This is a genomic window from Limnospira sp. PMC 289.06, assembly GCF_032350395.1.
Classification (GTDB): Bacteria; Cyanobacteriota; Cyanobacteriia; order Cyanobacteriales; family Microcoleaceae; genus Limnospira; species Limnospira platensis.
In genome coordinates, this window is sequence record NZ_JARPLC010000042.1 from 1 (window position 1) to 20,302 (window position 20,302).

Genomic DNA, 20,302 nt, shown 5'->3' on the forward strand with positions numbered 1-20,302 from the left:
TCGAACAGACTCTATGCTGTTCACCATAGCACAAAATGCTTGGCTAAGTGAAAGCCGCCCTAGAAGGGCGGGGTTTTAGACCCATGATTTTTGATAAATTGGCGATCGAAGTATTAGGCAAAAATGCGGCTTCGGAAAAGTATCAATCTCTAGCTGATAGTTTTTTGGGACGGGAGGGAGTAGAAATACTTGACCCTACCAATTTGACTGGGGAATGCGATCGCCGCCAAGAGTTTGTGGAGGAGTTTAAATCCACTGTAGACCGGGTGCTGTCTATTAGTAACGCCCGCACTTTGATTAACATTTCTGATTAGCTGATCTATATATCGAGCATCAATGTAATGGTGCTGGTCTCTCGAAAAACTCTAAATTTATGGCTCAGAGATGGATCTTCTAGGCGAAGCATACCATCTCGCTTATATGGCTTAAAGTTTAGCGGTCAACGATTAATCTTTAATCCTCAACCCTTAAACCTTAGACCATTAACCCTCAACTAATAAAAGTTAAACCTCGATTAAATCCTGGGGTTTGGTTATGGGTTCCATAAAACCTTGAGTTTATCCACCAGGCTGGGAGGTCAGCACCTTTTTATGAGATGATTGATACTGTTTTTTGGTGGTTGGTATGAGTCGATCTGGGGATACAGAGGGGGACAGAAAATCTTATACTCAAGGCGATCGCCAATTTTTCTAGCCTATTTCTTGACTCGTAGGCGAAAATTGGCTATATTGTCAACACAAGTATCAATTTGATATAATGTTGGAACTATCTGCATTAGGACTACTACAGCGCGAACCTTTACACGGCTACCGACTGAAGCAGCGCCTAGAGCTGTTTATGGGAAGCTGTATCAGCGTTAACTATGGTGCAATTTATCCCTTGCTGAAACGTTTGGAAGAACGGGGATATATTCAAGTTATCCTAGAAGAGGCAGGGGACGCGGGTTCGAGTCGGAAGGTTTATGGTATTACCGCCGCCGGACGTGAGCGATGGTTATACAAAATGCTAGAACAGCCGCAAGAGAGTTGGGTTAAAAGCCGTTCTAGGTTTCTAATTAAGTATTTCTTTTTTAGTGACTTAAATATACACAATCGCCTGAAATTGTTAGAATATCGCCTCAGAGCTTGTCAGCAAAGGATGGCATATCTGAACCAGAAAGAGGTTGAATATGTGCCGATTGATTCCTATCAATCAGATATCTGGCAAAGGGCGAAGTTTTTGTTAGATTCAGAGTCTAAATGGCTCGAAAAAACCTACGATAATTTGCAACAAGAACTAGGGGGTGGTGATTCTCTATCTTCAGACAGATCACAATTGTGAATAGCCGAGATCTACAATGGCAGTAGACTAGGGAATTGACAGTAAAATTTTGCCGCCAACAATTATAATCATACTACAATTTATTATGTCTTATCCATCATCAACAGAATCATCAAACTCGAATTATCATCAGTCGGTCGTGGAAGTTGAGGGGAGTGGTGAACATTCGCCAATAGAAAACCAAAATCAGATAGAAAGCGATCGCCATTCGGAATCAGAACCTAGTAATAAATCCAACAATTGGGTATCAGCGACCGTAGGAATATTACTAGCCCTAGGAGTAGGCTTTGCTGGGGGTCAGTGGTGGTACTCCAGTAAAGCGCAAGCGGACACTACCCCAGCGGCGGCGAGTAATTCCCCCCAAAGACCGAGGGGAGTTCCGGTGAGAGTCACCAGCATAGAAACTAGGAACTTTCAGGATGCTGGGGAATTTGTGGGGACTCTGGAAGCGCGGGAGTCGGTGGAAGTAAGATCGGAAATAGAAGGGAGAATCACGCAAGTATATGTTAGGTCAGGGGAGATGGTAAATCAAGGGCAGGCGATCGCCCGTTTAAGAAGTGATGACCTAGAAGCGCAACTACGACAAGCCCAAGCCAACCTAGTGCGAACCCAAGCCAGAGTAGCAGAATTACAAGCCGGAAGTCGCCCGGAAGAAATTGCGGAAGCCCGTGGGAGATTAGCGGAATCTGTCGCCCGTCTAAATGATGCTCAATCTGGTAGTTTACTAGCAGAAATCAATCAAGCCCAAGCCCAAATAGATGCCAATATAGCAGCAGCAGAGTTAGCGGAAAAACGGGTAACTAGATTTCAAGAACTCACGGAAGCCGGGGCAATTTCCAGAGATGAATTTGATGCCTTAGTGTCACAGAAACAAACCGCCCAAGCGAATCTGAGAGCTGCCGAAAGACGACTAGAACAATTACAGCAAAATCGCCAATCAGAAATAGCCCTGAGAGAAGCGGGAGTCGAACAATCTCAACAGGCGTTAAGACGCTTAGAAAGTGGCACGAGACCCCAAGAAATCGACCAAGCAGAAGCCCAAGTAGCGGAAGCCGCCGCCCGTGTTCGCCAGTTAGAAGTGCAGCTACAAGAGACGACTGTACAAGCACCTTTTACGGGGATAGTTGGCGATGTGACAGCGAGACCGGGAGACTTTGTTAACCGGGGTGCGACCTTAACCAGTCTGACAGAAAACGATCGCTTAGAACTGAGATTATCTATTCCCCTAGAACGCCAAGGCGACCTACGGGAGGGACTAGCAGTAGAAATGCAGGACCCCCAAGGTCAACCTATCGGAACCGGACGCATTAGCTTTATTTCCCCCACGGTAAATCCTAATTCTCAAAGTATCTTAGCCAAAGCCACATTTACTAATCCTGACGGACTGCTCCGCACGGGTCAATTCGTGAGGGCGCGGGTAATTTGGAATGAAAAACCGAACACAGTAGTTGTACCGATGACCGCCGTACAATTTTCGGGAGATGAAAGGTTTGTATTTACCACGGAAGGGGGAGAAAATCCCACCGCGAAAAGGCAGGTAATTCGCTTAGGTTTAATTAGAGACCAATATGCGGAAGTGGTGGAAGGTTTACGACCCGGTGAACAACTGATAGTTTCCGGGATTCAAAGACTGTCAGATGGTGCTGCTATCAATCCTCAAAATTAACTGGGGGCGAGAATCATAGCCAATAAGTAGTGAGGGTAAATTGTGTTTACAAATTTCTTTATTAAACGTCCAGTTTTTGCCACTGTCTGTTCCCTGGTCATCATCCTAGTGGGTTTTGTGGGATTTACCCGACTACCTGTGCAAGAATTTCCGAGCATTGATCCTCCGGTTGTCAGAGTTAGGACTACCTATCCGGGGGCGAATGCGGAAGTAGTCGAAACAGAAGTTACGGAAATTCTGGAGGCGGCTATTAACGGGGTTCAAGGACTAAGAACGATGACCTCCTCCAGTAGAGAGGGGCTAAGTTCTATCAATGTTGAGTTTGAATTGGAACGGGATTTAGAAGTAGCCGTCCAGGATGTTCTCTCCCGTGTATCTAGGGCGACGGGGCGACTACCTTCTGATGTGAATAACCCGGTAGTTTCTAAGGATGGTAGCGACGACGATCGCATTATGTGGATTGCCATATATGGCGATCGCTTTAGCACCTTAGAACTCAGTAATTATGCCGACCAATTCCTGAGAAATTCCCTAGAAACCGTTAACGGAGTCGGCAGTATTTTCATAGGTGGGGAACGTCGCTACGCCATGAGAATTTGGCTAGATGCCAAACGTATGGCAGCCCGTAATGTGACCCCCCTAGACGTAGAAAATGCCCTACAGAGACAAAACGTAGAAATCCCTAGCGGTCGCATCGAAGGGGAGACCATGGAATTTCCCGTCCGCACCCTAGGAAGACTACAAACCCCCCCCGAATACGAAGACCTAATTATCAGGCGCAACCCCGACGGTACACAAATACGCATCGGAGATATTGGCTATGCAGAAATCGGCGCAGAAAGCGATCGCACCATTGCCAGATTCAGGGGTCAACCCGCCGTTACCATAGGAGTTAGTAGACTTTCCGACGCGAACCTTTTAGAAGTAGCTACAGGGGTGAAGGAAAGAATGAAAGAACTTTCCCAAAACTTCCCCGACGGCATGAACTATACCGTAGCAGTAGACTACTCGGAATTTGTGCAAGTTGCCATTGATGAAGTATGGCAAAGTCTCCTGTTAGCCATATCCCTGGTGGTATTAGTTATCTTCCTATTTCTGAAAAACTGGCGGGCTACCCTAATTCCCACCATCACCATTCCCGTCTCATTAATCGGCGCATTTGGGGCGATGTTTTTTCTGGGATTCTCCATTAATGTCTTGACCCTATTTGCCCTAACTCTAGCCACCGGATTAGTGGTAGATGATACCATTGTGGTTTTAGAAAATATCGTCCGCTATATTGACGAGAAGAAAATGCACCCTTTCCAGGCTGCCATTCATGCCATGGGGGAGGTTGTCTTTGCTGTAATTGCCACTACTGTGGTGCTAATTGCCGTATTTGTGCCCGTCAGTTTTTCCGGGGGAGCCACCGGACAAATTTTTAATGAATTTGCCATCACCCTAGCCATTTCTGTGGTGTTCTCATCCTTCGTTGCTCTCACCTTAGCGCCCGCTGTTTCGGCGATTATCTTAAAACCATCCCACAGCAGTAACAACCTGTTGATGAGGCTGCTATCAGCCCCTCTGAATGTCTTTGATTGGCTCCTCGATCGCATCGCCAATATCTATGATGCCAGCCTGCGATTATTGATATCATTTAAACCTGTGATTTTGCTGGGTTTTGTAGCATCTCTAGGCCTCACAGCTTGGCTATTTGTACAATTGCCTCAAGGGTTTTTGCCAACGGAAGATAGGGGGCGAATTTTTGTGCCGATTAATGCTCCCGAAGGTGCAAGCATAAACTATACCAATAATGTGGTTAGGGAAGTTGAAGAAATCTTGGGTGATGTGCCGGAAATGCGGGCATTTTTTACCCTAACCGGATTTGGGAGAGGCGCAGCCCAAGCTAACCGAGGCTTTGCTTTTACTAGCCTTGTCCCCTGGTCAGAACGTACAGAACCGGAACAGTCTCAACAGGCGATCGTCCGACGTTTATTTGGCAAGTTTTCCCAAATTACCGATGCCATGGTATTTGCCATTAACCCGAGTTCACTACCAGGAAGTCGCCTCGGTCAACCTGTACAATTTGTGCTTCAGGGAAATGATATTAGCGAGTTAGCACAAGTTTCTGAACAATTGGCTATGGCGGCGAATGAATTACCTCAATTAGTGAATATGGACACCGATTTAAAGCTGAATAAGCCGGAATTAGTCCTAGAGGTAAATAGAGCCCAAGCTGGAAATTTGGGGGTTTCTGTGCAAGAAATAGCCCGGACTTTGCAAATTATGTTGGGTGGTCGGGAAATTACCAATTTTAACCAGGGAAATCAACGTTATGAAGTGATAGTTAGGGGACAGTCGGAATTTCGGGCTAGTCCTGAAGATATTGGGGAAATATCTGTGCGATCGGAGTCCGGTCAAATGATCCCCCTCAGTAATTTGGTGACTATCCGTGACTCGACTCTACCACCACAAATTAACCACTTTAACCGCTTCCGGTCGGCGACTTTAGAAGGTAGTGCCGCCCCTGGATATAGTCTCGGTGAAGCCTTGGAAGCTCTCCAAGATTTAGCCGATCGCACTATTCCTGAGACCATGAGAACAGACTTAGCTGGAGAGTCCCGCGAGTTTAGTCAGGCTGGAGATGCGACAATTTACATTTTCGGGTTGTCCCTAGCGTTTATTTTCCTAACTTTGGCGGCGCAGTTTGAAAGTTTTGTCGATCCATTGGTGATTTTATTAGCGGTCCCCCTATCCCTATTAGGTGCTTTTGGGGCGCTATGGTTGGCGGAATTGGAGTTAAATATTTATAGCCGCATTGGTTTGATTATGTTAATCGGACTTTCGACTAAAAACTCGATTCTCATTGTGGAATTTGCTAACCAACTGCGGGAAATGGGGCGGTCTATTAGTCAGGCGGCGATCGAAGCTGGAAAAGTCCGATTTCGCCCCATTTTGATGACGGCTTTATCAACTATTTTTGGGGTGATGCCTCTGGCTTTTGCGACGGGTGCGGGTGCGGTTAGTCGGGTTTCTATTGGTATGTCAGTAATGGGAGGAATGCTGGTTTCCACTCTACTGAGTTTGTATATTGTGCCAGTGTTTTATATCATTGCGACCACTTTACAGTCCCGTTTAGTTGGTGACAAACACCCCGCAGCCCGTCAGGTTTCAGAACCTGTTTATTATGCCCCCGAAAATGCCAATGGTAACGGTTACACTATCATAACTGGCAATGGTAATGGCAATGGCAATGGTAATGGCAATGGCAATGGCAATGGCAATGGCAAAACCAAAACCACTGTTAATAAACCTGTAGAAACAGCCCCCAAATCCAGTCATGATAGTTCCCAAAACTGATTAAACCGAAACGGTTTCGACACCATTAATTAAAGCCACCAAGCCGAAAACAATAAATAAACATCCACTGGCGGCGGTAATGGTACGTTCGGAAATGCGACCGGCAATTATGCGGCCTCCTAAAACGGCGATCGCTGTTGAGATACTATGCCCTAAAATCACCCCGGATATTACTCCCACGGGGTGATAAGTGGCTGCTAAAGCAATGGTAGCAATTTGAGTGCGATCGCCCCACTCCCCGATAAAAGTTAAAGTAAACGCTTCCAGCAATATCCCCAGCTTCGACTTCTTTTTAGCTAAATTAGACCCAGCCACCGCCTTCATAGCCTCCTCTTCTTCCTCACCACAGGACTGAGAGGATGGCATTTGACTAGCTTGGTATAACAATTTAATTCCAAATATACTAAACAGGAAAATGGTCGCCCAGTGGAGATAACTAGGCGGCAAGAAAGCCACCACTCGACCCATAACGACAGCAATAATTGTCATAGATGCCAAAGCTGCTATCACCCCGGCAAAAACCAGCCTTCTGGGGTATCGCATTGACAAAATAGCAGCGATAAAAAAGGTTTTATCACCTAATTCCGACAAGCTAATCAATAAAAGTCCCGCTGTAAATGCAGTTAACATATTATCAGTATTTTCTCCCTTAGAATAGATAGGACAGGGGGGCATCTAAGAACAGCCCCAGGTTATTATATCATTAATTAGATGAAGATTTCCGGTTAAATTTGGGGGGATATATCAAGAGCAAATTTCATAAATTAATCATATTGCCTTCATTCCACTTTCATATTTTCCGAAATCCGATAATATCAACCCATTACAAATGAGTAAGATGATAGTGATTATGGAGAGTCCCCCTACCAGAACCGAGAGCGATCGCAGTAGGTTCAGCCTTGAATTGTGCCAAATCCGTCCCTAGCAGGAGTAAAATGGTAAAGAGGGAATGGTATTCTCGGCAGGTGGCTCCAGAAGCTGTGCCGAGAGGACAAGCCACCCTGCCACCAGTGGAAACAATTATATCTTTTAGGTTTCTTATGTCATTTCAGCCCAGATCTAGCGGCATTTTACTACACCCTACCTCCCTGCCAGGTCGATATGGCATCGGGGATATAGGACCCAATGCTTATCAGTTTGTGGACTTTCTCAGAGACAGTCACCAACAACTGTGGCAAATCCTGCCCCTAGGTCCAACCGGGTTTGGTAATTCTCCTTACCTTTCCTATTCCGCCTTTGCGGGAAATCCTCTGTTAATCAGTCCTGATATGTTAGCCGAGACAGGACTACTGACCAAAAAAGATTTAGACAAAATCCCCACCCTACCTACAGATATGGTGGATTTTGACCGGGTAAAAGAACTGAAAACCCCCCTATTTCTCAAAGCCTTCCAGAATTTTCGGAAACAGGAACCATCAGACCTTCATGGAGAATTTGATGAGTTTTGCCGCCAGAAAAGCTACTGGCTAGATGACTATGCGTTTTTTATGGCTCTCAAAGATGCCCAAGGCGGAGCCAGTTGGCACACTTGGGATGATGAAATTTCCCGGCGCAAACCGGAGGCGATGAAAAAATGGCAGGAAAAACTGGGCGAAGAAATCTTTTTCCATAAGTATCTGCAATTTACCTTCAATCGTCAGTGGGCGAATTTGAAGCGCTACGCCAACGAACAAGGAATCCAGATTTTTGGGGATTTAGCGATTTATGTAGCCCATGATAGTGCTGATGTGTGGTCTCATCCTGAAATTTTCTGTTTGGACGGAGAAACCGGAGAAGCGTCTTTAATGGCAGGAGTCCCACCAGATTACTTTAGCGAAAGTGGTCAACTGTGGGGTAATCCGGTTTATAACTGGGATCGCCTTAAACAAAATGGGTTTGATTGGTGGGTGCATCGTATTCAATCGATGTTGGATTATGTAGACCTAATTCGGATTGACCATTTCCGGGGTCTGGAATCTTTTTGGGCAGTTCCCCAAGGCGAAACTACTGCCATGAATGGTGAGTGGGTAAATGCACCGGGAGAGGATCTATTCCACACGATTGAGGAAAAGTTAGGGCGGCTGCCGATTATTGCTGAAGATTTGGGGATTATTACGCCAGAGGTGGAAGCCTTGCGGGATAAATTTGAGTTACCTGGTATGAAGGTGCTACATTTTGCATTTGATTCGGGACGGGATAACCCCTATTTACCCTATAACTACACTTCCCCTAATTGGGTGGTGTATACGGGAACCCATGATAATGATACGACTGTGGGCTGGTTTAATAATCGATCGCTTAAACAACAAGCCTATGTAACTCGTTATTTAGGTTATTTAGGTGAGGTGCTAAATGATGGCATTCACTGGGATATGATTCGGCTGGCTTTGTCATCAGTAGCTAATCAGGCAATTTTGCCCCTACAAGATGTGTTGGGATTGGGAAGTGAGGCTAAAATGAATAAACCCAGTACCGCTGAGGGTAACTGGGCTTGGCGTTGTGAACCTGGGTTGCTAACTGATGAAATTGGCGATCGCCTGAAGTTCTGGACAGATACCTATGGACGCGCGCCTAGATAAAAGGTGAACTAGGAACTGGGAATATCGGCGGTTTCATCGCTATTCCCAGCCTTAAATACCGCTTCTTGCACCATTCCCGGTTCTCCCAAGCGTCTGGCTTCGCCGTTGTTGACCTTCACCAATACGCCTCCGGCATTTCCGGCCACTACCACCACTTCAGTTTTAGCTGTCCAGGTTTTTTGAGTGCCACCGGGTAATATTCCCTGAAATTCGGTTTTTCCGTCTATTTCAATCAGTACCCAAGACTCATCCTTAACCACTATTCCCACTTCAACATCCTGAATAATAGGTTGTGGTGCGGGTGCGGGTGTCGGTGCGGGTGCGGGTGTCGGTGCTGATGATTCTGCTACCACTACGGTAGTGGAAGATTGAGACACTAACTGACTCTGTGGGGGGGATGGTGTTGTGGTTACCGGATTTGGCTGTGGCGTGACCACAGTATCCCCACTAGCTGATTCTGTCTGTGTAACTGCTAATTCACCGGATTGGGGAACCAGATAAGACAGCGCATTAACGGCACAAATAATCAGTAGAGTATAAGTTAGATACAGATGAGTTGGCCGTAATTGTGGCAGAGACAGCAATTTAAGCGATCGCGCCAGAGTCTTTTCCCCAGATTCCGGTAAAAAGAAATTGGCTAACTCCTCTCCATTCAGCCCCAAAGCATCCGCATATTGGCGAATCAGACCCTGAGTATAAATAGGTTCAGGTAGGTTATCTATTTCACCCTCTTCGATGGCTTGGAGTAAATGGGTGCGAATACGGGTATAAGCTGCCACCATACCCAAGGAGAAGGAATTTTTCATCCTGGCATCACGCAACTGTTGACCAATATCTGATAGGCGTTGTGCCTGGTCATGATCAACTCGATTTTGTGGTTGCTTGTGATTTTCGGATCTATTTTGAAAAATTGGGTGAGTAAGAGTTAATTTCATAAGCCATGATCCTCAAGAACAACTGCCAGATTTCCAGACACAGACTCGATTCTTTAGCAAATGCACTTCAGAGTTTTTCAGGGATCTATATTCACCTGAAGCTAATTCAGGTTTCCCAGTCGAGTTGAGATAAATAGGCCCAATTGCTGTCCGATGCAGTTGAACCACTGGATAACCGAGAGCCTCTGCTACTCGCCGAATCTGTCGGTTTCTCCCTTCTCGTAAAACCACTTCTAGCAAAGTCTGAGAGCGGCTCGGTTTCCCGATGGGCCTAACTTGAGCTGGTAATGTGTTTTTACCAGATAGTAGGATACCTTGTCTCCACTGTTCTAAAACAGATTCTGGAGGACAGCCTTGGACTAGAACTTGATAGGTTTTAGCTACATGATAACGGGGATGGGTTAAAAGAAATGTCAGTTCACCATCATTTGTGATGAGTAATGCACCGGTTGAGTCGCTGTCTAAGCGACCTACGGGGTGCAGTCCCTGTCCGACTCGCATTTGACGCGGCAGCAGGTCTAAAACCGCTTTTCGGCCTTGGGGTTCTGCACAGGTGCAAACTACGCCTAGGGGTTTATTTAGCAGTAGGTATAGGGGTTGGGGTTGACTGGAAGGGTGCAGTGCGCGTCCGTCAATTTCAATGCGATCGCATTTGGGATCTGCTTTCTGGCCTAAATAAGCGCGATCGCCATTTACTTTGACCCTTCCTGATAGTATCATCTCCTCGGCATGACGACGAGAGGCGACTCCCCAGTGAGATATGATTTTCTGTAGCCTTTCATTCATAGAGGTTGACGACAGGGCATCCCTTATGGATGTTGGATTACAACGGGGTGATTTGCTGGGTAGAAGGCACTGATTTTCCTTAACTATGGGAGTTATAGGAGTTTCCGTAGTAGTGGATCAATCTGTAGGTGAGACTGACGAGTTAGATTCTTGCATATATCTATGCTGCATATACCAATATTACAACAATTCTTGATTTTTTGATAACAAATTAACAGCGAGATTATGACGGGGACTAAAACTGAGGAAAAGAAACTGATCGCAACGGTTCTATCGGCGGCGCTACAGCTTTGGTTGCGATCGCAAGTGGAGGGGGTAGAATCTTTAAAAATCCACGTCGGAGGTGGTAACCGATCGCTACTAAGGGGATCTATTCCCACCGTGTCCGTCTCAGCCAAGGCTGTGATTTATCAGGGCTTGCATCTTTCCCAAGTGGCTTTGAGTAGTTCCGGTATCCGTATCAATTTACGTCAGGTTCTCCAGGGTAAGCCTTTACAGCTTCTGGAAGCGATCCCGGTTGATTGTGATTTGCAAATTCTCGCCTCGGATCTTAATGCTTCCGTGAGTTCGCCACTTCTAGCCAATGCCATTACCCAACTGCTACAGTCTCACTTACCACTGACTGAGGGAACCCTCGAACATCTGCAATTAAGGCTCAATAGCGATCGCCTGACGTTAAATGCTGATTTAATCACAGATTCCCATGGGGCGATCGCCCTTAGTTTAGATAGCCAATTACAGCGGATCAGTTCCACCCAACTGTTACTACACCAGCCCTATATCAAAGCCGATCCCCTCATTAGTGCCACTGTGCTAGAGTCAATTCCGATTGACTTAGGAACTGATGTAGATATTGAGGATCTGAGTATCAGTAAGGAACAGCTTACCCTACGGGGGAAAATTTGGGTCAATCCCTAGGTTTTGAATAAAGGTAGCACCAAGGTGACAAAGTAATAGACTAGGGGGGCGGTAAAAACATAGCTATCAGCGCGATCGAGAATGCCGCCGTGACCGGGGATGAGTTGACCGGAATCTTTGACTCCAGCATCGCGCTTCATCATTGATTCGGTCAGGTCTCCCAAAAGACTAGCTATGCCAATTATAATACCCAGGGCGAAACCTGTCCAGAGAAACTGCGGCCATTGCAGAAACCAAGCACCAGCGATCGCCACTCCAATGCTACCTAAAATCCCGAATATAGCGCCCTCTACGGTTTTTTTGGGGCTAATATCAGAAAGTCGGGTCCGCCCCAAAAATTTCCCAAAAATGTATGCGCCAATATCCGCCGCCCAAATGCAACCAAAAGCCAGCAGACTGGCGGTCAATCCTTCAGTGAGGGTATAGGATAAATCCCACGATGGCGGAAAGTATCTGAGTTGAGGTAGGTTAGTGGTGACATGGGTTAACAGGGGACTGGAACCATCTAGCCCCACCCGTAGCCTAATCCAATAACTGGGTAAGTATCCACCATAAAACAGACCCAAAATGGAGGCGGCAATATCAGCAATGCTAGAGATTCTGGGTTGAAATAGCAAGTAGAAGCAGATCAGGGTTCCGGCTAGAGCGAAGATAGCATCTACTAGGTTGGGGGCGATCGCCGCCGTAACTAATAGGGCTTGACTGACAACTAGGGTAGTTTTCCCGGCTGGTTCGATGCCTTTAGCCCGCACCAGTTGAAAGTATTCTAACTGACCTAGGTACACAATCACCCCAAAGCCGAGGGTAAAGTACCATCCCCCTAGGGTTAGCATGAGCAAGGCGAGGGCGATCGCCACAATTCCACTGATGACACGAGACCAAGACATGGTTGATTAACAAGTGAACTGAATAGCAAATTGGCAAAAGATGACAGAGAAGTTACCCTGACCGCCTAGGGTAGAATAAGGGGTAATTTCCGCATTAACTGATTTTCTCACCACTAAGGATAAACATAGGATCAATTGCTACTAAACTTTGCGATCGCCCTCGACTCTCCAGGCGGTTAATGGAAGATTGGACTACCTCCACATTCCGCACCTGTAATTGAGCAAACCCTTCCGAAATTAGGTACAAGGTCTCTAAATTTGACGCAGTGGCTACAAGACGGCCTTGGGGCTGTAAATATTGCCACACCGTAACTAGAATATCTTTGATGGCTTTTCCTCCCTCTAAACAGACGCGGTGGGGAAGGTTCTTGAGTCCATGCAAACAGTCGGGGGCGTTTCCTTCAATGACATCTACATTGGTGACACCGAAGCGATCGCAATTAGTGCGGATCAGATTAGCCACTTCCCCATCTCTTTCCACGGCAATAATTCTACCCTGGGGACATAATAAACCAGTTTCTACCGCAATGGTTCCAGTTCCCGCCCCAATATCCCACACTATACAATCTGGCTGTAGCCGTAGATAGGAAATCAACAGCAATCTTACCTCCCGTTTACTCATGGGAATTCCTGGTAAACGTTCAAATAGGTCATCGGGAATGCCTGGGGTAATATAAGGCCAAAGTGGGGAAGACATAAAATAATTGGTGACTTGTGCTGCTAGGGGACTTGAAATAGAAAGCCAGGGCGGGAGTTTCAATGATCAATTACCCGCAGGGTTGCTAAGGTATTATCGCTACATCCGGTAATTTCTCCCCCCAAGGCTTGTACCTGTTGCAAAAATGCGATCGCTTTTTTAGATATAGCTTCCCCCGGCCACAAAATTGGCACACCTGGGGGATAGGGACAAACACACTCAGCGCTAATTTTACCCGGACAGTCTGGAGTTGGTAGTGAGATGGTTTTGGCAAAAAAGGCATCTCGGACAGACATCGCCGAAACCTCAGCTATGGGGGTAGCAAAGGCTGATATAGTATCGATCATCTGCCAGTCCTGCTGGTTTAGTGTGGGGGAATTTTCTAGTTCTCCAGATACAGCCTGCTGGCTGAGAAATGCGAATCCCTTAATCATCTGATCGATATCCCCTTGGCTGTTGGCGGGACTGATGATCATCGTCAAGTGTTCGAGATCTGGTAACTCAGCAGTTACCCGAAACTGTTGATGCAGAATTGTGTCTGCTTCATAACCACTTAACCCGCAGTCGCTGACCTTAACCGTTAACCGGGTTGGGTCTAAAGCAACACACCCAGCAGTTACCGGGGGATGATAGACCCGTAAACCGGGTAAGTTTTCTAATTGAGTTTTTGCCCTCTGTGCTAATTCTAGCGCTTCTGTGAGCCTTTTTTGACCCTGATTGACCATTTGATGGCGGGCTGCATCCAGAGAAGCTAACAGCAGATAACTGGGGCTGGTGGTTTGTAGCATTTGTAGGGCGTTATCCAGACGGGTGAGGTTGATGCGATCGCCTTTAATCTGTACCATTGAGGCTTGATTCATTGCCCCTAGCACTTTATGGGTAGATTGTACCGTTAAATCAGCCCCGCATTGTAGGGCGCTTGGGGGTAGTTGCTGATGAAAGTGAAAATGTCCGCCATGGGCTTCGTCTACCAGTAGGGGGATGTTATAGTTATGAACTATGGTGGCTATGGCTGCTAAATTACCACAGATGCCGTGATAGGTGGGATATACTACCATCACGGCTTTGATGTCTGGGTGTTCATCTAGGGCTTGGGCGATCGCTTTTGGGGTCAGACTCAGCGGTAAATGCCAATCCTGGTCATATTCAGGATTAATAAAAATAGCCCGCGCCCCCGATATCACTAATCCTGAGATTACCGATTTATGAATGTTTCGCGGTAGGAGAATTTTGTCTTCTGGGTCACAGGTCGCTAAAATTGACGCGATAATCCCCACCGTTGAACCATTGACCAAAAATCTGCACAGGTCGCCCCCAAACGCTGCCGCTGCTAATTCCTGAGCCTGTTTAATCACTCCCTCCGGTGCGAATAGATTATCTAATTCTGGCAATTCTGGCAAGTCCGCCCTAAATACTTGCGACCCGAAAACCGCGGCCAAAGATTCGGGAATTCCCTGTCCCCGCCGATGTCCTGGGGTATAAAAAGCCGCACCCGGTGTTTCCGCCGCTTGTTTAAGGGCTGTTAATAGGGGAGTTTGATTTTGATCCATAATTGATCCACATCCACACAGGTCGCAGATTCCGGCTGATCTATTATTTAGATTTTGACTGTTTACTGGTATTATAACATATATCCAACCACTATAAAAATTTTATAGAACTGTATGCTTACCGCCGGAATTGTAGGATTACCTAATGTCGGAAAATCTACTCTTTTTAATGCCCTAGTTGCTAATGCTAAAGCCCAGGCTGCTAATTTTCCCTTTTGTACCATTGAACCTAATGTCGGGGTCGTCGCGGTTCCTGATCAACGTTTACAGGTATTAGCTAAAATTTCTAATTCCGAACAAATTGTCCCTACCAGAATTGAATTTGTTGATATCGCTGGACTCGTGCAAGGTGCTAGTCAAGGGGAGGGATTGGGTAATCAGTTTCTCTCCCATATTCGGGAGGTAGATGCGATCGTTCAGGTCGTCCGCTGCTTTGAAAATGATGATATTATTCATGTGTCCGGTTCCGTCGATCCGGTGCGGGATATTGAAATTATTAATCTGGAATTGGCTTATCGTGATTTGTCTCAGGTAGAACGTCGCATAGAACGCACCCGCAAACAAGCCCGCACTAGCAAAGAAGCCCAGTTAGAATTGGGTGCTTTAGAGAAAATTGCCGCCGTCTTAAACGAGGGAAAATCTGCCCGTTTGGTCGATTTATCCGAAGAAGAAGCCGAGGCGATTAAGGGCTTGGGTTTATTGACCAGAAAGCCGATTATTTATGCGGCTAATGTGTCCGAAGATGATTTGGCTACCGGTAACGAATGGGTGGAAAAAGTGAGAGCGATCGCTTCCCAAGAAAATGCCCAAGTTGTGATTATATCCGCTCAAGTAGAATCAGAACTTGTAGAACTTTCCGACTCCGAAAAGCAGGACTTTTTGGAATCACTGGGAGTGCAAGAAGGCGGTTTAAAATCCCTAATTGCGGCTACCTATAAACTCTTAGGACTGAGAACATTTTTGACCACCGGACCCAAAGAAACTCGCGCCTGGACTATCCACGAGGGAATGTCCGCACCCCAAGCCGCCGGAGTTATTCACTCTGATTTTGAAAGGGGTTTTATCCGCGCCGAAACCGTAGCTTATCAAGACTTAGTTACTCATGGGTCTATGAATGCGGCTAAGGATAAAGGCTTAGTCCGCAGTGAAGGTAAGGAATATATCGTCCAAGAGGGGGATGTCATGTTGTTCCGATTTAATGTTTAATAGAGTTGGCGGGAGATTTCTTTCAGGGGTGAGGTAGAATTACTCAACTCAAGGCTGGCGGGTCATGGCTGATTAATTAGTAACACATCTCATCAAGAAATCCTCCGACCATACAACTTAATACTGAGGTCTAAATGATGGGTCTAATGAATTTAATCATTGCTTGGTTGGTGACTGCGGTCAGCTTATTTTTAATTGCTAAACTCAGCAAATTTACCGGGGTAGAAATTGAAGACTTTAAAAAAGCCTTAACATCCTCCGCTGTTTTCGGGTTATTAAATCTCTTAGTCCGACTTGCTGTCCCTCTGACCGTGGTTTTTTCGAGTTTCATTATCACCTTATTGTTGAATATGGCGATTTTTGGACTAGCGGCTTGGCTAGTGAGAGGTTTCTATCTCCGTCGGGGTATTTGGAGTGCTTTAATTGGCGCTTTGGCTTTGAGTTTCATTAACTCGATTTTATACGAAGTTCTCGAGAATGTTGGGATTTAAAGAGAGAGGTCAACTGAAAAGTTAGTGGCTATATGGGAATGGCTTACTCCCTTATAGCCATTAATTAGGATGGTTAGTGAGGCGATTTCGGTTGAGTTTTGAGAATCGCACTTTTCAAGAGTTCTTTATTAATTGTTGTGGGTGTAGCCGCCGCAGAATTAGCGCCAGGACGCGCCGTAGCCGCTGGGAAATGGGAAGTTTCCGTAAAATTCCAATGATTGAGAATGTCCAATTGTGCATCAACAATGGGATCATATTTTTCGTACCAACTAGCGATCGCCGTTGATAAAGTTTCGATATCATCTGGTAAAGGTTCAATTAAAGTCAGCAGTTCTTGACATTTAGCATCAGTGAACAATTTAGGCTGAGTTGTCAGGAGTTTAATAAACGCTTCTAGGTTTTGCTTATAGAAAGACATAGCAGTTAGTTAAGATTTTCTGAAATTTAGGATAATACTTATCCTACTAATATACCATAAAAATAGCCATCCTACAAGTCATCAATAATTGTATTATGTTAGCGAGAGTTTGGAGTGCGTCCGTAGTTGGTATTGATGCGGTAAAAGTCGGAGTTGAGGTAGATCTTTCGGGAGGACTCCCCAAAATCATTGTTTTAGGTTTACCTGATACAGCGGTTCAGGAGTCGCGGGAAAGGGTGAAAGCCACCCTCAAAAATGCTGGTTATAGTTTCCCCATGGGAAATATAGTAATTAACCTAACTCCCGCCGATTTGCGGAAGGAAGGGCCTTGTTTTGACCTCCCGATAAGTATTGGTATTTTAGCAGCTTCCGAACAGATAAAAGCCGATTTATTGGGAGATTTTCTGTTTTTAGGGGAAGTATCCTTAGATGGAAGTTTGCGTCCGGTAGCGGGGGTATTACCTATCGCAGCCGAAGCGCAAAATATGGGAATTACTGGCTTAGTAGTTCCCGAAGACAACGCTAGGGAGGCGGCGGTAGTTCAGGGGGTTTCGGTGTATGGTTTTAAGTCGATTTTCGAGGTAGTAGATTTTCTGAATAATCCCGACAATCATCAGCCCATCAGGTTAGATAGTTCGCGGATTTTAGCTACCCCAAAATCCACTAATTTAGACCTAAAAGATGTTAAAGGACAATCCCACGCCCGCCGCGCCTTGGAAATTGCTGCCACCGGGGGTCATAACCTCATTTTTGTAGGTCCGCCAGGTAGTGGTAAAACCATGTTAGCGAGACGTTTACCAGGTATTTTACCGCCGTTAAACTTTGAAGAAGCCCTAGAAGTTACCCGCATTCATTCGGTAGCGGGACTGTTAAAAAATCGGGGAACTTTAGTGAGCGATCGCCCCTTTCGTAGCCCCCACCATTCCGCCTCTGGACCCTCTTTGGTAGGTGGTGGAAGTTATCCCAAACCGGGGGAGATTTCTTTAGCCCATCGCGGCATTTTGTTCCTCGATGAATTAACCGAATTTCGCCGGAATGTTTTGGAGTTTTTAAGACAACCCCTAGAGGATGGATTTGTCACCGTCACCCGCACCCGTTTATCAGTCGTTTTCCCCTCCCAATTCACGTTAATTGCGAGTACAAATCCCTGTCCTTGTGGATATTATGGCGACCCCATACAAGCCTGTACCTGTTCTCCTCGTCAACGGGAACAATATTGGGCAAAACTATCAGGTCCTCTGATGGATAGGATTGATTTGCAAGTAGCAGTTAACCGACTCAAGCCGGAAGAAATTACCCGCCATTCCAACGCGGAATCATCAGAAACTGTACTAGAAAGAGTCCAAAAAGGACGGGAAAGGGCTTATCATCGATTCCAAGATGAACCCCATTTACAGTGTAATGCAGAGATGCAGAGTCGCCAAATTCAGCGGTGGTGTCAACTAGACCAGGGGAGTTGTCAACTTCTCGAAGCAGCTATCCGCCGTCTAGGACTGTCGGCGCGGGGAAGCGATCGCGTTTTGAAAGTAGCCAGGACGATCGCCGACCTAGCGGGAGAGGACAACATCAAACCTAACCATATTGGCGAGGCTATTCAATATCGCACATTAGATAGAATGCAGTAGAATAGATAATAGATCTCCACTGTGGTATCAACCTATGAGTATTAAGAAAAAACCGAAAATTCCTAAATCCAGAAAAATCGCTAATTTACTCTTAATTCTAGCCGGGTTGATTTTAATTGGCAATTGGTTAGTGCCGCAAATTACTCGACCCAGAATTCCCAAAGTTCCCTATAGTTTGTTTATCCAACAAATTGAAAGGGGGGAAGTTCAAGCGGTGTTGCTGGGGGATAATGAAATTCGCTATCAACTGCGACCAGAAGGAGAGGAACCCCCCCGAATTTTAGCGACTACTCCAGTTTTTGACCCGGAACTTCCCAAACGTTTACAAGCCCAAGGTATAGATTTCGCCGCGCCGCCACCTCCCCAAAATGCCTGGTTTAATGTATTGTTAAATTGGGTAGTTCCGCCGTTAATTTTAGTGGCTGCTTTTCAATTTTTTATGAAACGAGACCCCCAAGGAGCGCTATCAATTAGCAAAAGTAAAGCGAAGGTATATGTTGAGGGAGAGTCGGCAAAAATTACTTTTGATGATATTGCGGGAGTTGAGGAAGCCAAAGCTGAACTAGCCGAGGTGGTAGACTTCCTGAAAAATCCCCAAAGATTTCTCGAAATTGGCGCAAGAATTCCCAAGGGTTTATTATTAGTAGGACCGCCAGGGACTGGTAAAACTCTGATGGCGAAAGCGGTGGCTGGAGAGGCGGGAGTCCCGTTTTTTAGCATTTCGGCTTCGGAATTTGTGGAGTTATTTGTGGGGACGGGGGCGGCGCGAGTTAGAGATTTATTTGAACAGGCAAAAACGAAGGCACCTTGTATTATTTTTATTGACGAATTAGATGCGATCGGTAAATCCAGAAGTGGCGGCGGTGGCGGTTTTCAAAGTGGTAGTAGTGACGAAAGAGAACAAACACTGAACCAATTATTAACGGAAATGGATGGGTTTGCAGTGGGGGCGGAAACGGTGATTGTGTTAGCTGCTACTAACCGCCCAGAGGCTTTAGATGCGGCTTTATTACGCCCGGGAAGGTTTGACCGTCAAGTGTTGGTTGATCGTCCTGACTTAGCAGGTAGAAAAGCGATTTTAGATATCTATGCGAAACGGGTTAAATTAGAATCTGATGTGGATCTGCAAGCGATCGCTACTCGCACTCCTGGTTTTGGGGGTGCAGACCTGGCAAATTTAGTGAATGAGGCGGCTTTGTTGGCAGCAAGAAGGCATCGGAAACTGGTGGGACAACAAGATTTTTATGAAGCCATAGAAAGGGTGGTTGCTGGGCTGGAAAAACGCAGCCGGGTTTTGAGTGACAAAGAAAAGAAAATTGTGGCTTATCACGAAGTCGGACACGCTTTAGTTGGGGCGTTAATGCCGGGGGGTGGAAAAGTTGCTAAAATTTCGATTGTTCCCCGTGGTTTAAGTGCTTTGGGCTATACTTTAAAAATGCCTACTGAGGATAGATTTTTAATGGATGAAAGGGAATTTCGGGAACAAATTGCTACTTTATTAGGGGGAAGGGCTGCGGAAAAAATTGTTTTTGAAAGGGTGACTAATGGGGCTTCTGATGACCTGCGCCGGGCTACGAATTTAGCGGAAAAAATGGTAACTACTTATGGTATGAGTCAAGTCCTAGGACCTTTGGCTTATGATGAAGGGGGAAAACCTAACTTTTTGGGAATGGGTGATGGTAATAGACGACGTTCTATTAGTGAAAAAACAGCGGAGGCTATTGATGCTGAGGTTCGGGAAATTGTGGAAACGGCTTATCAACAAGCCTTGGATATTCTGGAATTTAACCGAGAGTTATTAGATACAATATCCCTGAAAGTTTTGGCTACTGAAGTGATAGAAGGGGAGGAATTACAAGGGCTTTTAGATGCTGTGAAAAATCCGGCAATTGACAGTTAGACGGTC

At 45.9% G+C, this 20,302-nt stretch carries 18 protein-coding genes; 10 read left to right on the top strand and 8 right to left on the bottom strand.

The features are described from left to right. Positions 1 to 83 precede the first annotated feature (83 nt). The 4 genes from P5674_RS11015 to P5674_RS11030 all read left to right on the top strand — a co-directional run bounded on the left by P5674_RS11015 (position 84) and on the right by P5674_RS11030 (position 6,325). The gene (locus tag P5674_RS11015) at positions 84 to 314 is read left to right on the top strand and encodes a hypothetical protein (protein WP_006616804.1); all 231 of its coding nucleotides are present in this window, start codon (positions 84 to 86) and stop codon (positions 312 to 314) included. A gap of 442 nt (positions 315 to 756) precedes the next feature. Then, positions 757 to 1,320: a PadR family transcriptional regulator gene (locus tag P5674_RS11020; protein WP_006616805.1), complete on the top strand. Its 564-nt coding sequence runs from the start codon at positions 757 to 759 to the stop codon at positions 1,318 to 1,320. An 85-nt stretch (positions 1,321 to 1,405) separates the two neighbouring features. Then, positions 1,406 to 2,986 carry an efflux RND transporter periplasmic adaptor subunit gene (locus tag P5674_RS11025; RefSeq protein WP_014274149.1) on the top strand — a complete coding sequence of 527 codons (1,581 nt, stop codon included), beginning with the start codon at positions 1,406 to 1,408 and terminating at the stop codon, positions 2,984 to 2,986. 42 nt (positions 2,987 to 3,028) lie between these two features. Beyond that, complete coding sequence (locus P5674_RS11030) at positions 3,029 to 6,325, top strand: efflux RND transporter permease subunit (RefSeq protein ID WP_014274150.1); 3,297 nt, start codon at positions 3,029 to 3,031, stop codon at positions 6,323 to 6,325. On the opposite strand, the gene P5674_RS11035 is transcribed toward P5674_RS11030, so the two are convergent. After that, positions 6,326 to 6,955 carry a TMEM165/GDT1 family protein gene (locus P5674_RS11035; protein ID WP_014274151.1) on the bottom strand — a complete coding sequence of 210 codons (630 nt, stop codon included), beginning with the start codon at positions 6,953 to 6,955 and terminating at the stop codon, positions 6,326 to 6,328. A gap of 193 nt (positions 6,956 to 7,148) precedes the next feature. After that, positions 7,149 to 7,325 carry a hypothetical protein gene (locus P5674_RS11040; protein ID WP_014274152.1) on the bottom strand — a complete coding sequence of 59 codons (177 nt, stop codon included), beginning with the start codon at positions 7,323 to 7,325 and terminating at the stop codon, positions 7,149 to 7,151. A gap of 40 nt (positions 7,326 to 7,365) precedes the next feature. On the opposite strand from P5674_RS11040, the gene malQ reads away from it, so the two are divergent. Beyond that, positions 7,366 to 8,883, top strand: a complete 1,518-nt coding sequence (gene malQ, locus P5674_RS11045) for a 4-alpha-glucanotransferase (RefSeq protein WP_014274153.1) — start codon at positions 7,366 to 7,368, stop codon at positions 8,881 to 8,883. An 8-nt stretch (positions 8,884 to 8,891) separates the two neighbouring features. Here the strand turns inward: malQ and P5674_RS11050 are convergent, their stop codons facing one another. Both P5674_RS11050 and P5674_RS11055 read right to left on the bottom strand, forming a co-directional pair. Continuing rightward, positions 8,892 to 9,818: a helix-turn-helix domain-containing protein gene (locus P5674_RS11050; protein WP_006668980.1), complete on the bottom strand. Its 927-nt coding sequence runs from the start codon at positions 9,816 to 9,818 to the stop codon at positions 8,892 to 8,894. A gap of 12 nt (positions 9,819 to 9,830) precedes the next feature. After that, on the bottom strand, positions 9,831 to 10,604 hold the full coding sequence (locus P5674_RS11055; protein ID WP_006622711.1) for a pseudouridine synthase: 774 nt from the start codon (positions 10,602 to 10,604) through the stop codon (positions 9,831 to 9,833). Between the two features lie 225 nt (positions 10,605 to 10,829). Here P5674_RS11055 and P5674_RS11060 point away from each other — a divergent pair, with 225 nt between their 5' ends. Beyond that, on the top strand, positions 10,830 to 11,522 hold the full coding sequence (locus P5674_RS11060) for an LmeA family phospholipid-binding protein (RefSeq protein WP_006668979.1): 693 nt from the start codon (positions 10,830 to 10,832) through the stop codon (positions 11,520 to 11,522). On the opposite strand, the gene P5674_RS11065 is transcribed toward P5674_RS11060, so the two are convergent. The 3 genes from P5674_RS11065 to P5674_RS11075 form a co-directional block, all read right to left on the bottom strand. Next, entirely contained in the window at positions 11,519 to 12,409 is an 891-nt protein-coding gene (locus P5674_RS11065) for a phosphatidate cytidylyltransferase (protein ID WP_006622713.1), read from the bottom strand. The genes P5674_RS11060 and P5674_RS11065 overlap by 4 nt on opposite strands. Positions 12,410 to 12,503: 94 nt before the next feature. Then, entirely contained in the window at positions 12,504 to 13,106 is a 603-nt protein-coding gene (gene cbiT / locus P5674_RS11070; RefSeq protein WP_006668978.1) for a precorrin-6Y C5,15-methyltransferase subunit CbiT, read from the bottom strand. A 59-nt stretch (positions 13,107 to 13,165) separates the two neighbouring features. Continuing rightward, positions 13,166 to 14,656, bottom strand: coding sequence for an aminotransferase class I/II-fold pyridoxal phosphate-dependent enzyme (locus P5674_RS11075; protein ID WP_006622715.1), 1,491 nt, complete (start codon positions 14,654 to 14,656; stop codon positions 13,166 to 13,168). 114 nt (positions 14,657 to 14,770) lie between these two features. On the opposite strand from P5674_RS11075, the gene ychF reads away from it, so the two are divergent. After that, positions 14,771 to 15,862: a redox-regulated ATPase YchF gene (gene ychF, locus P5674_RS11080; protein WP_006622716.1), complete on the top strand. Its 1,092-nt coding sequence runs from the start codon at positions 14,771 to 14,773 to the stop codon at positions 15,860 to 15,862. 146 nt (positions 15,863 to 16,008) lie between these two features. Beyond that, complete coding sequence (locus tag P5674_RS11085) at positions 16,009 to 16,353, top strand: phage holin family protein (RefSeq protein WP_083806237.1); 345 nt, start codon at positions 16,009 to 16,011, stop codon at positions 16,351 to 16,353. Between the two features lie 73 nt (positions 16,354 to 16,426). Here P5674_RS11085 and P5674_RS11090 read toward each other — a convergent pair whose 3' ends face one another. Further along, positions 16,427 to 16,771: a hypothetical protein gene (locus P5674_RS11090; RefSeq protein ID WP_006668975.1), complete on the bottom strand. Its 345-nt coding sequence runs from the start codon at positions 16,769 to 16,771 to the stop codon at positions 16,427 to 16,429. A gap of 95 nt (positions 16,772 to 16,866) precedes the next feature. On the opposite strand from P5674_RS11090, the gene P5674_RS11095 reads away from it, so the two are divergent. Together P5674_RS11095 and ftsH are read left to right on the top strand one after the other, a co-directional pair. Next, positions 16,867 to 18,396, top strand: a complete 1,530-nt coding sequence (locus P5674_RS11095) for a YifB family Mg chelatase-like AAA ATPase (protein WP_046318873.1) — start codon at positions 16,867 to 16,869, stop codon at positions 18,394 to 18,396. 34 nt (positions 18,397 to 18,430) lie between these two features. Continuing rightward, positions 18,431 to 20,296, top strand: a complete 1,866-nt coding sequence (gene ftsH / locus P5674_RS11100; RefSeq protein ID WP_315669995.1) for an ATP-dependent zinc metalloprotease FtsH — start codon at positions 18,431 to 18,433, stop codon at positions 20,294 to 20,296. The last annotated feature ends 6 nt before the right edge of the window (positions 20,297 to 20,302 follow it).

Bases quoted from the DNA above. Each gene is read 5' to 3' on its own strand.
- P5674_RS11020 (WP_006616805.1), top strand. From the start codon at position 757: ATGTTGGAACTATCTGCATTAGGACTACTACAGCGCGAACCTTTACAC.
- P5674_RS11015 (WP_006616804.1), top strand. From the start codon at position 84: ATGATTTTTGATAAATTGGCGATCGAAGTATTAGGCAAAAATGCGGCT.
- malQ (WP_014274153.1), top strand. From the start codon at position 7,366: ATGTCATTTCAGCCCAGATCTAGCGGCATTTTACTACACCCTACCTCC.
- P5674_RS11055 (WP_006622711.1), bottom strand. From the start codon at position 10,604: ATGAATGAAAGGCTACAGAAAATCATATCTCACTGGGGAGTCGCCTCT.
- P5674_RS11060 (WP_006668979.1), top strand. From the start codon at position 10,830: ATGACGGGGACTAAAACTGAGGAAAAGAAACTGATCGCAACGGTTCTA.
- ychF (WP_006622716.1), top strand. From the start codon at position 14,771: ATGCTTACCGCCGGAATTGTAGGATTACCTAATGTCGGAAAATCTACT.
- P5674_RS11035 (WP_014274151.1), bottom strand. From the start codon at position 6,955: ATGTTAACTGCATTTACAGCGGGACTTTTATTGATTAGCTTGTCGGAA.
- P5674_RS11050 (WP_006668980.1), bottom strand. From the start codon at position 9,818: ATGAAATTAACTCTTACTCACCCAATTTTTCAAAATAGATCCGAAAAT.
- P5674_RS11085 (WP_083806237.1), top strand. From the start codon at position 16,009: ATGAATTTAATCATTGCTTGGTTGGTGACTGCGGTCAGCTTATTTTTA.
- P5674_RS11095 (WP_046318873.1), top strand. From the start codon at position 16,867: ATGTTAGCGAGAGTTTGGAGTGCGTCCGTAGTTGGTATTGATGCGGTA.
- P5674_RS11090 (WP_006668975.1), bottom strand. From the start codon at position 16,771: ATGTCTTTCTATAAGCAAAACCTAGAAGCGTTTATTAAACTCCTGACA.
- cbiT (WP_006668978.1), bottom strand. From the start codon at position 13,106: ATGTCTTCCCCACTTTGGCCTTATATTACCCCAGGCATTCCCGATGAC.
- P5674_RS11075 (WP_006622715.1), bottom strand. From the start codon at position 14,656: ATGGATCAAAATCAAACTCCCCTATTAACAGCCCTTAAACAAGCGGCG.
- P5674_RS11025 (WP_014274149.1), top strand. From the start codon at position 1,406: ATGTCTTATCCATCATCAACAGAATCATCAAACTCGAATTATCATCAG.
- P5674_RS11065 (WP_006622713.1), bottom strand. From the start codon at position 12,409: ATGTCTTGGTCTCGTGTCATCAGTGGAATTGTGGCGATCGCCCTCGCC.
- ftsH (WP_315669995.1), top strand. From the start codon at position 18,431: ATGAGTATTAAGAAAAAACCGAAAATTCCTAAATCCAGAAAAATCGCT.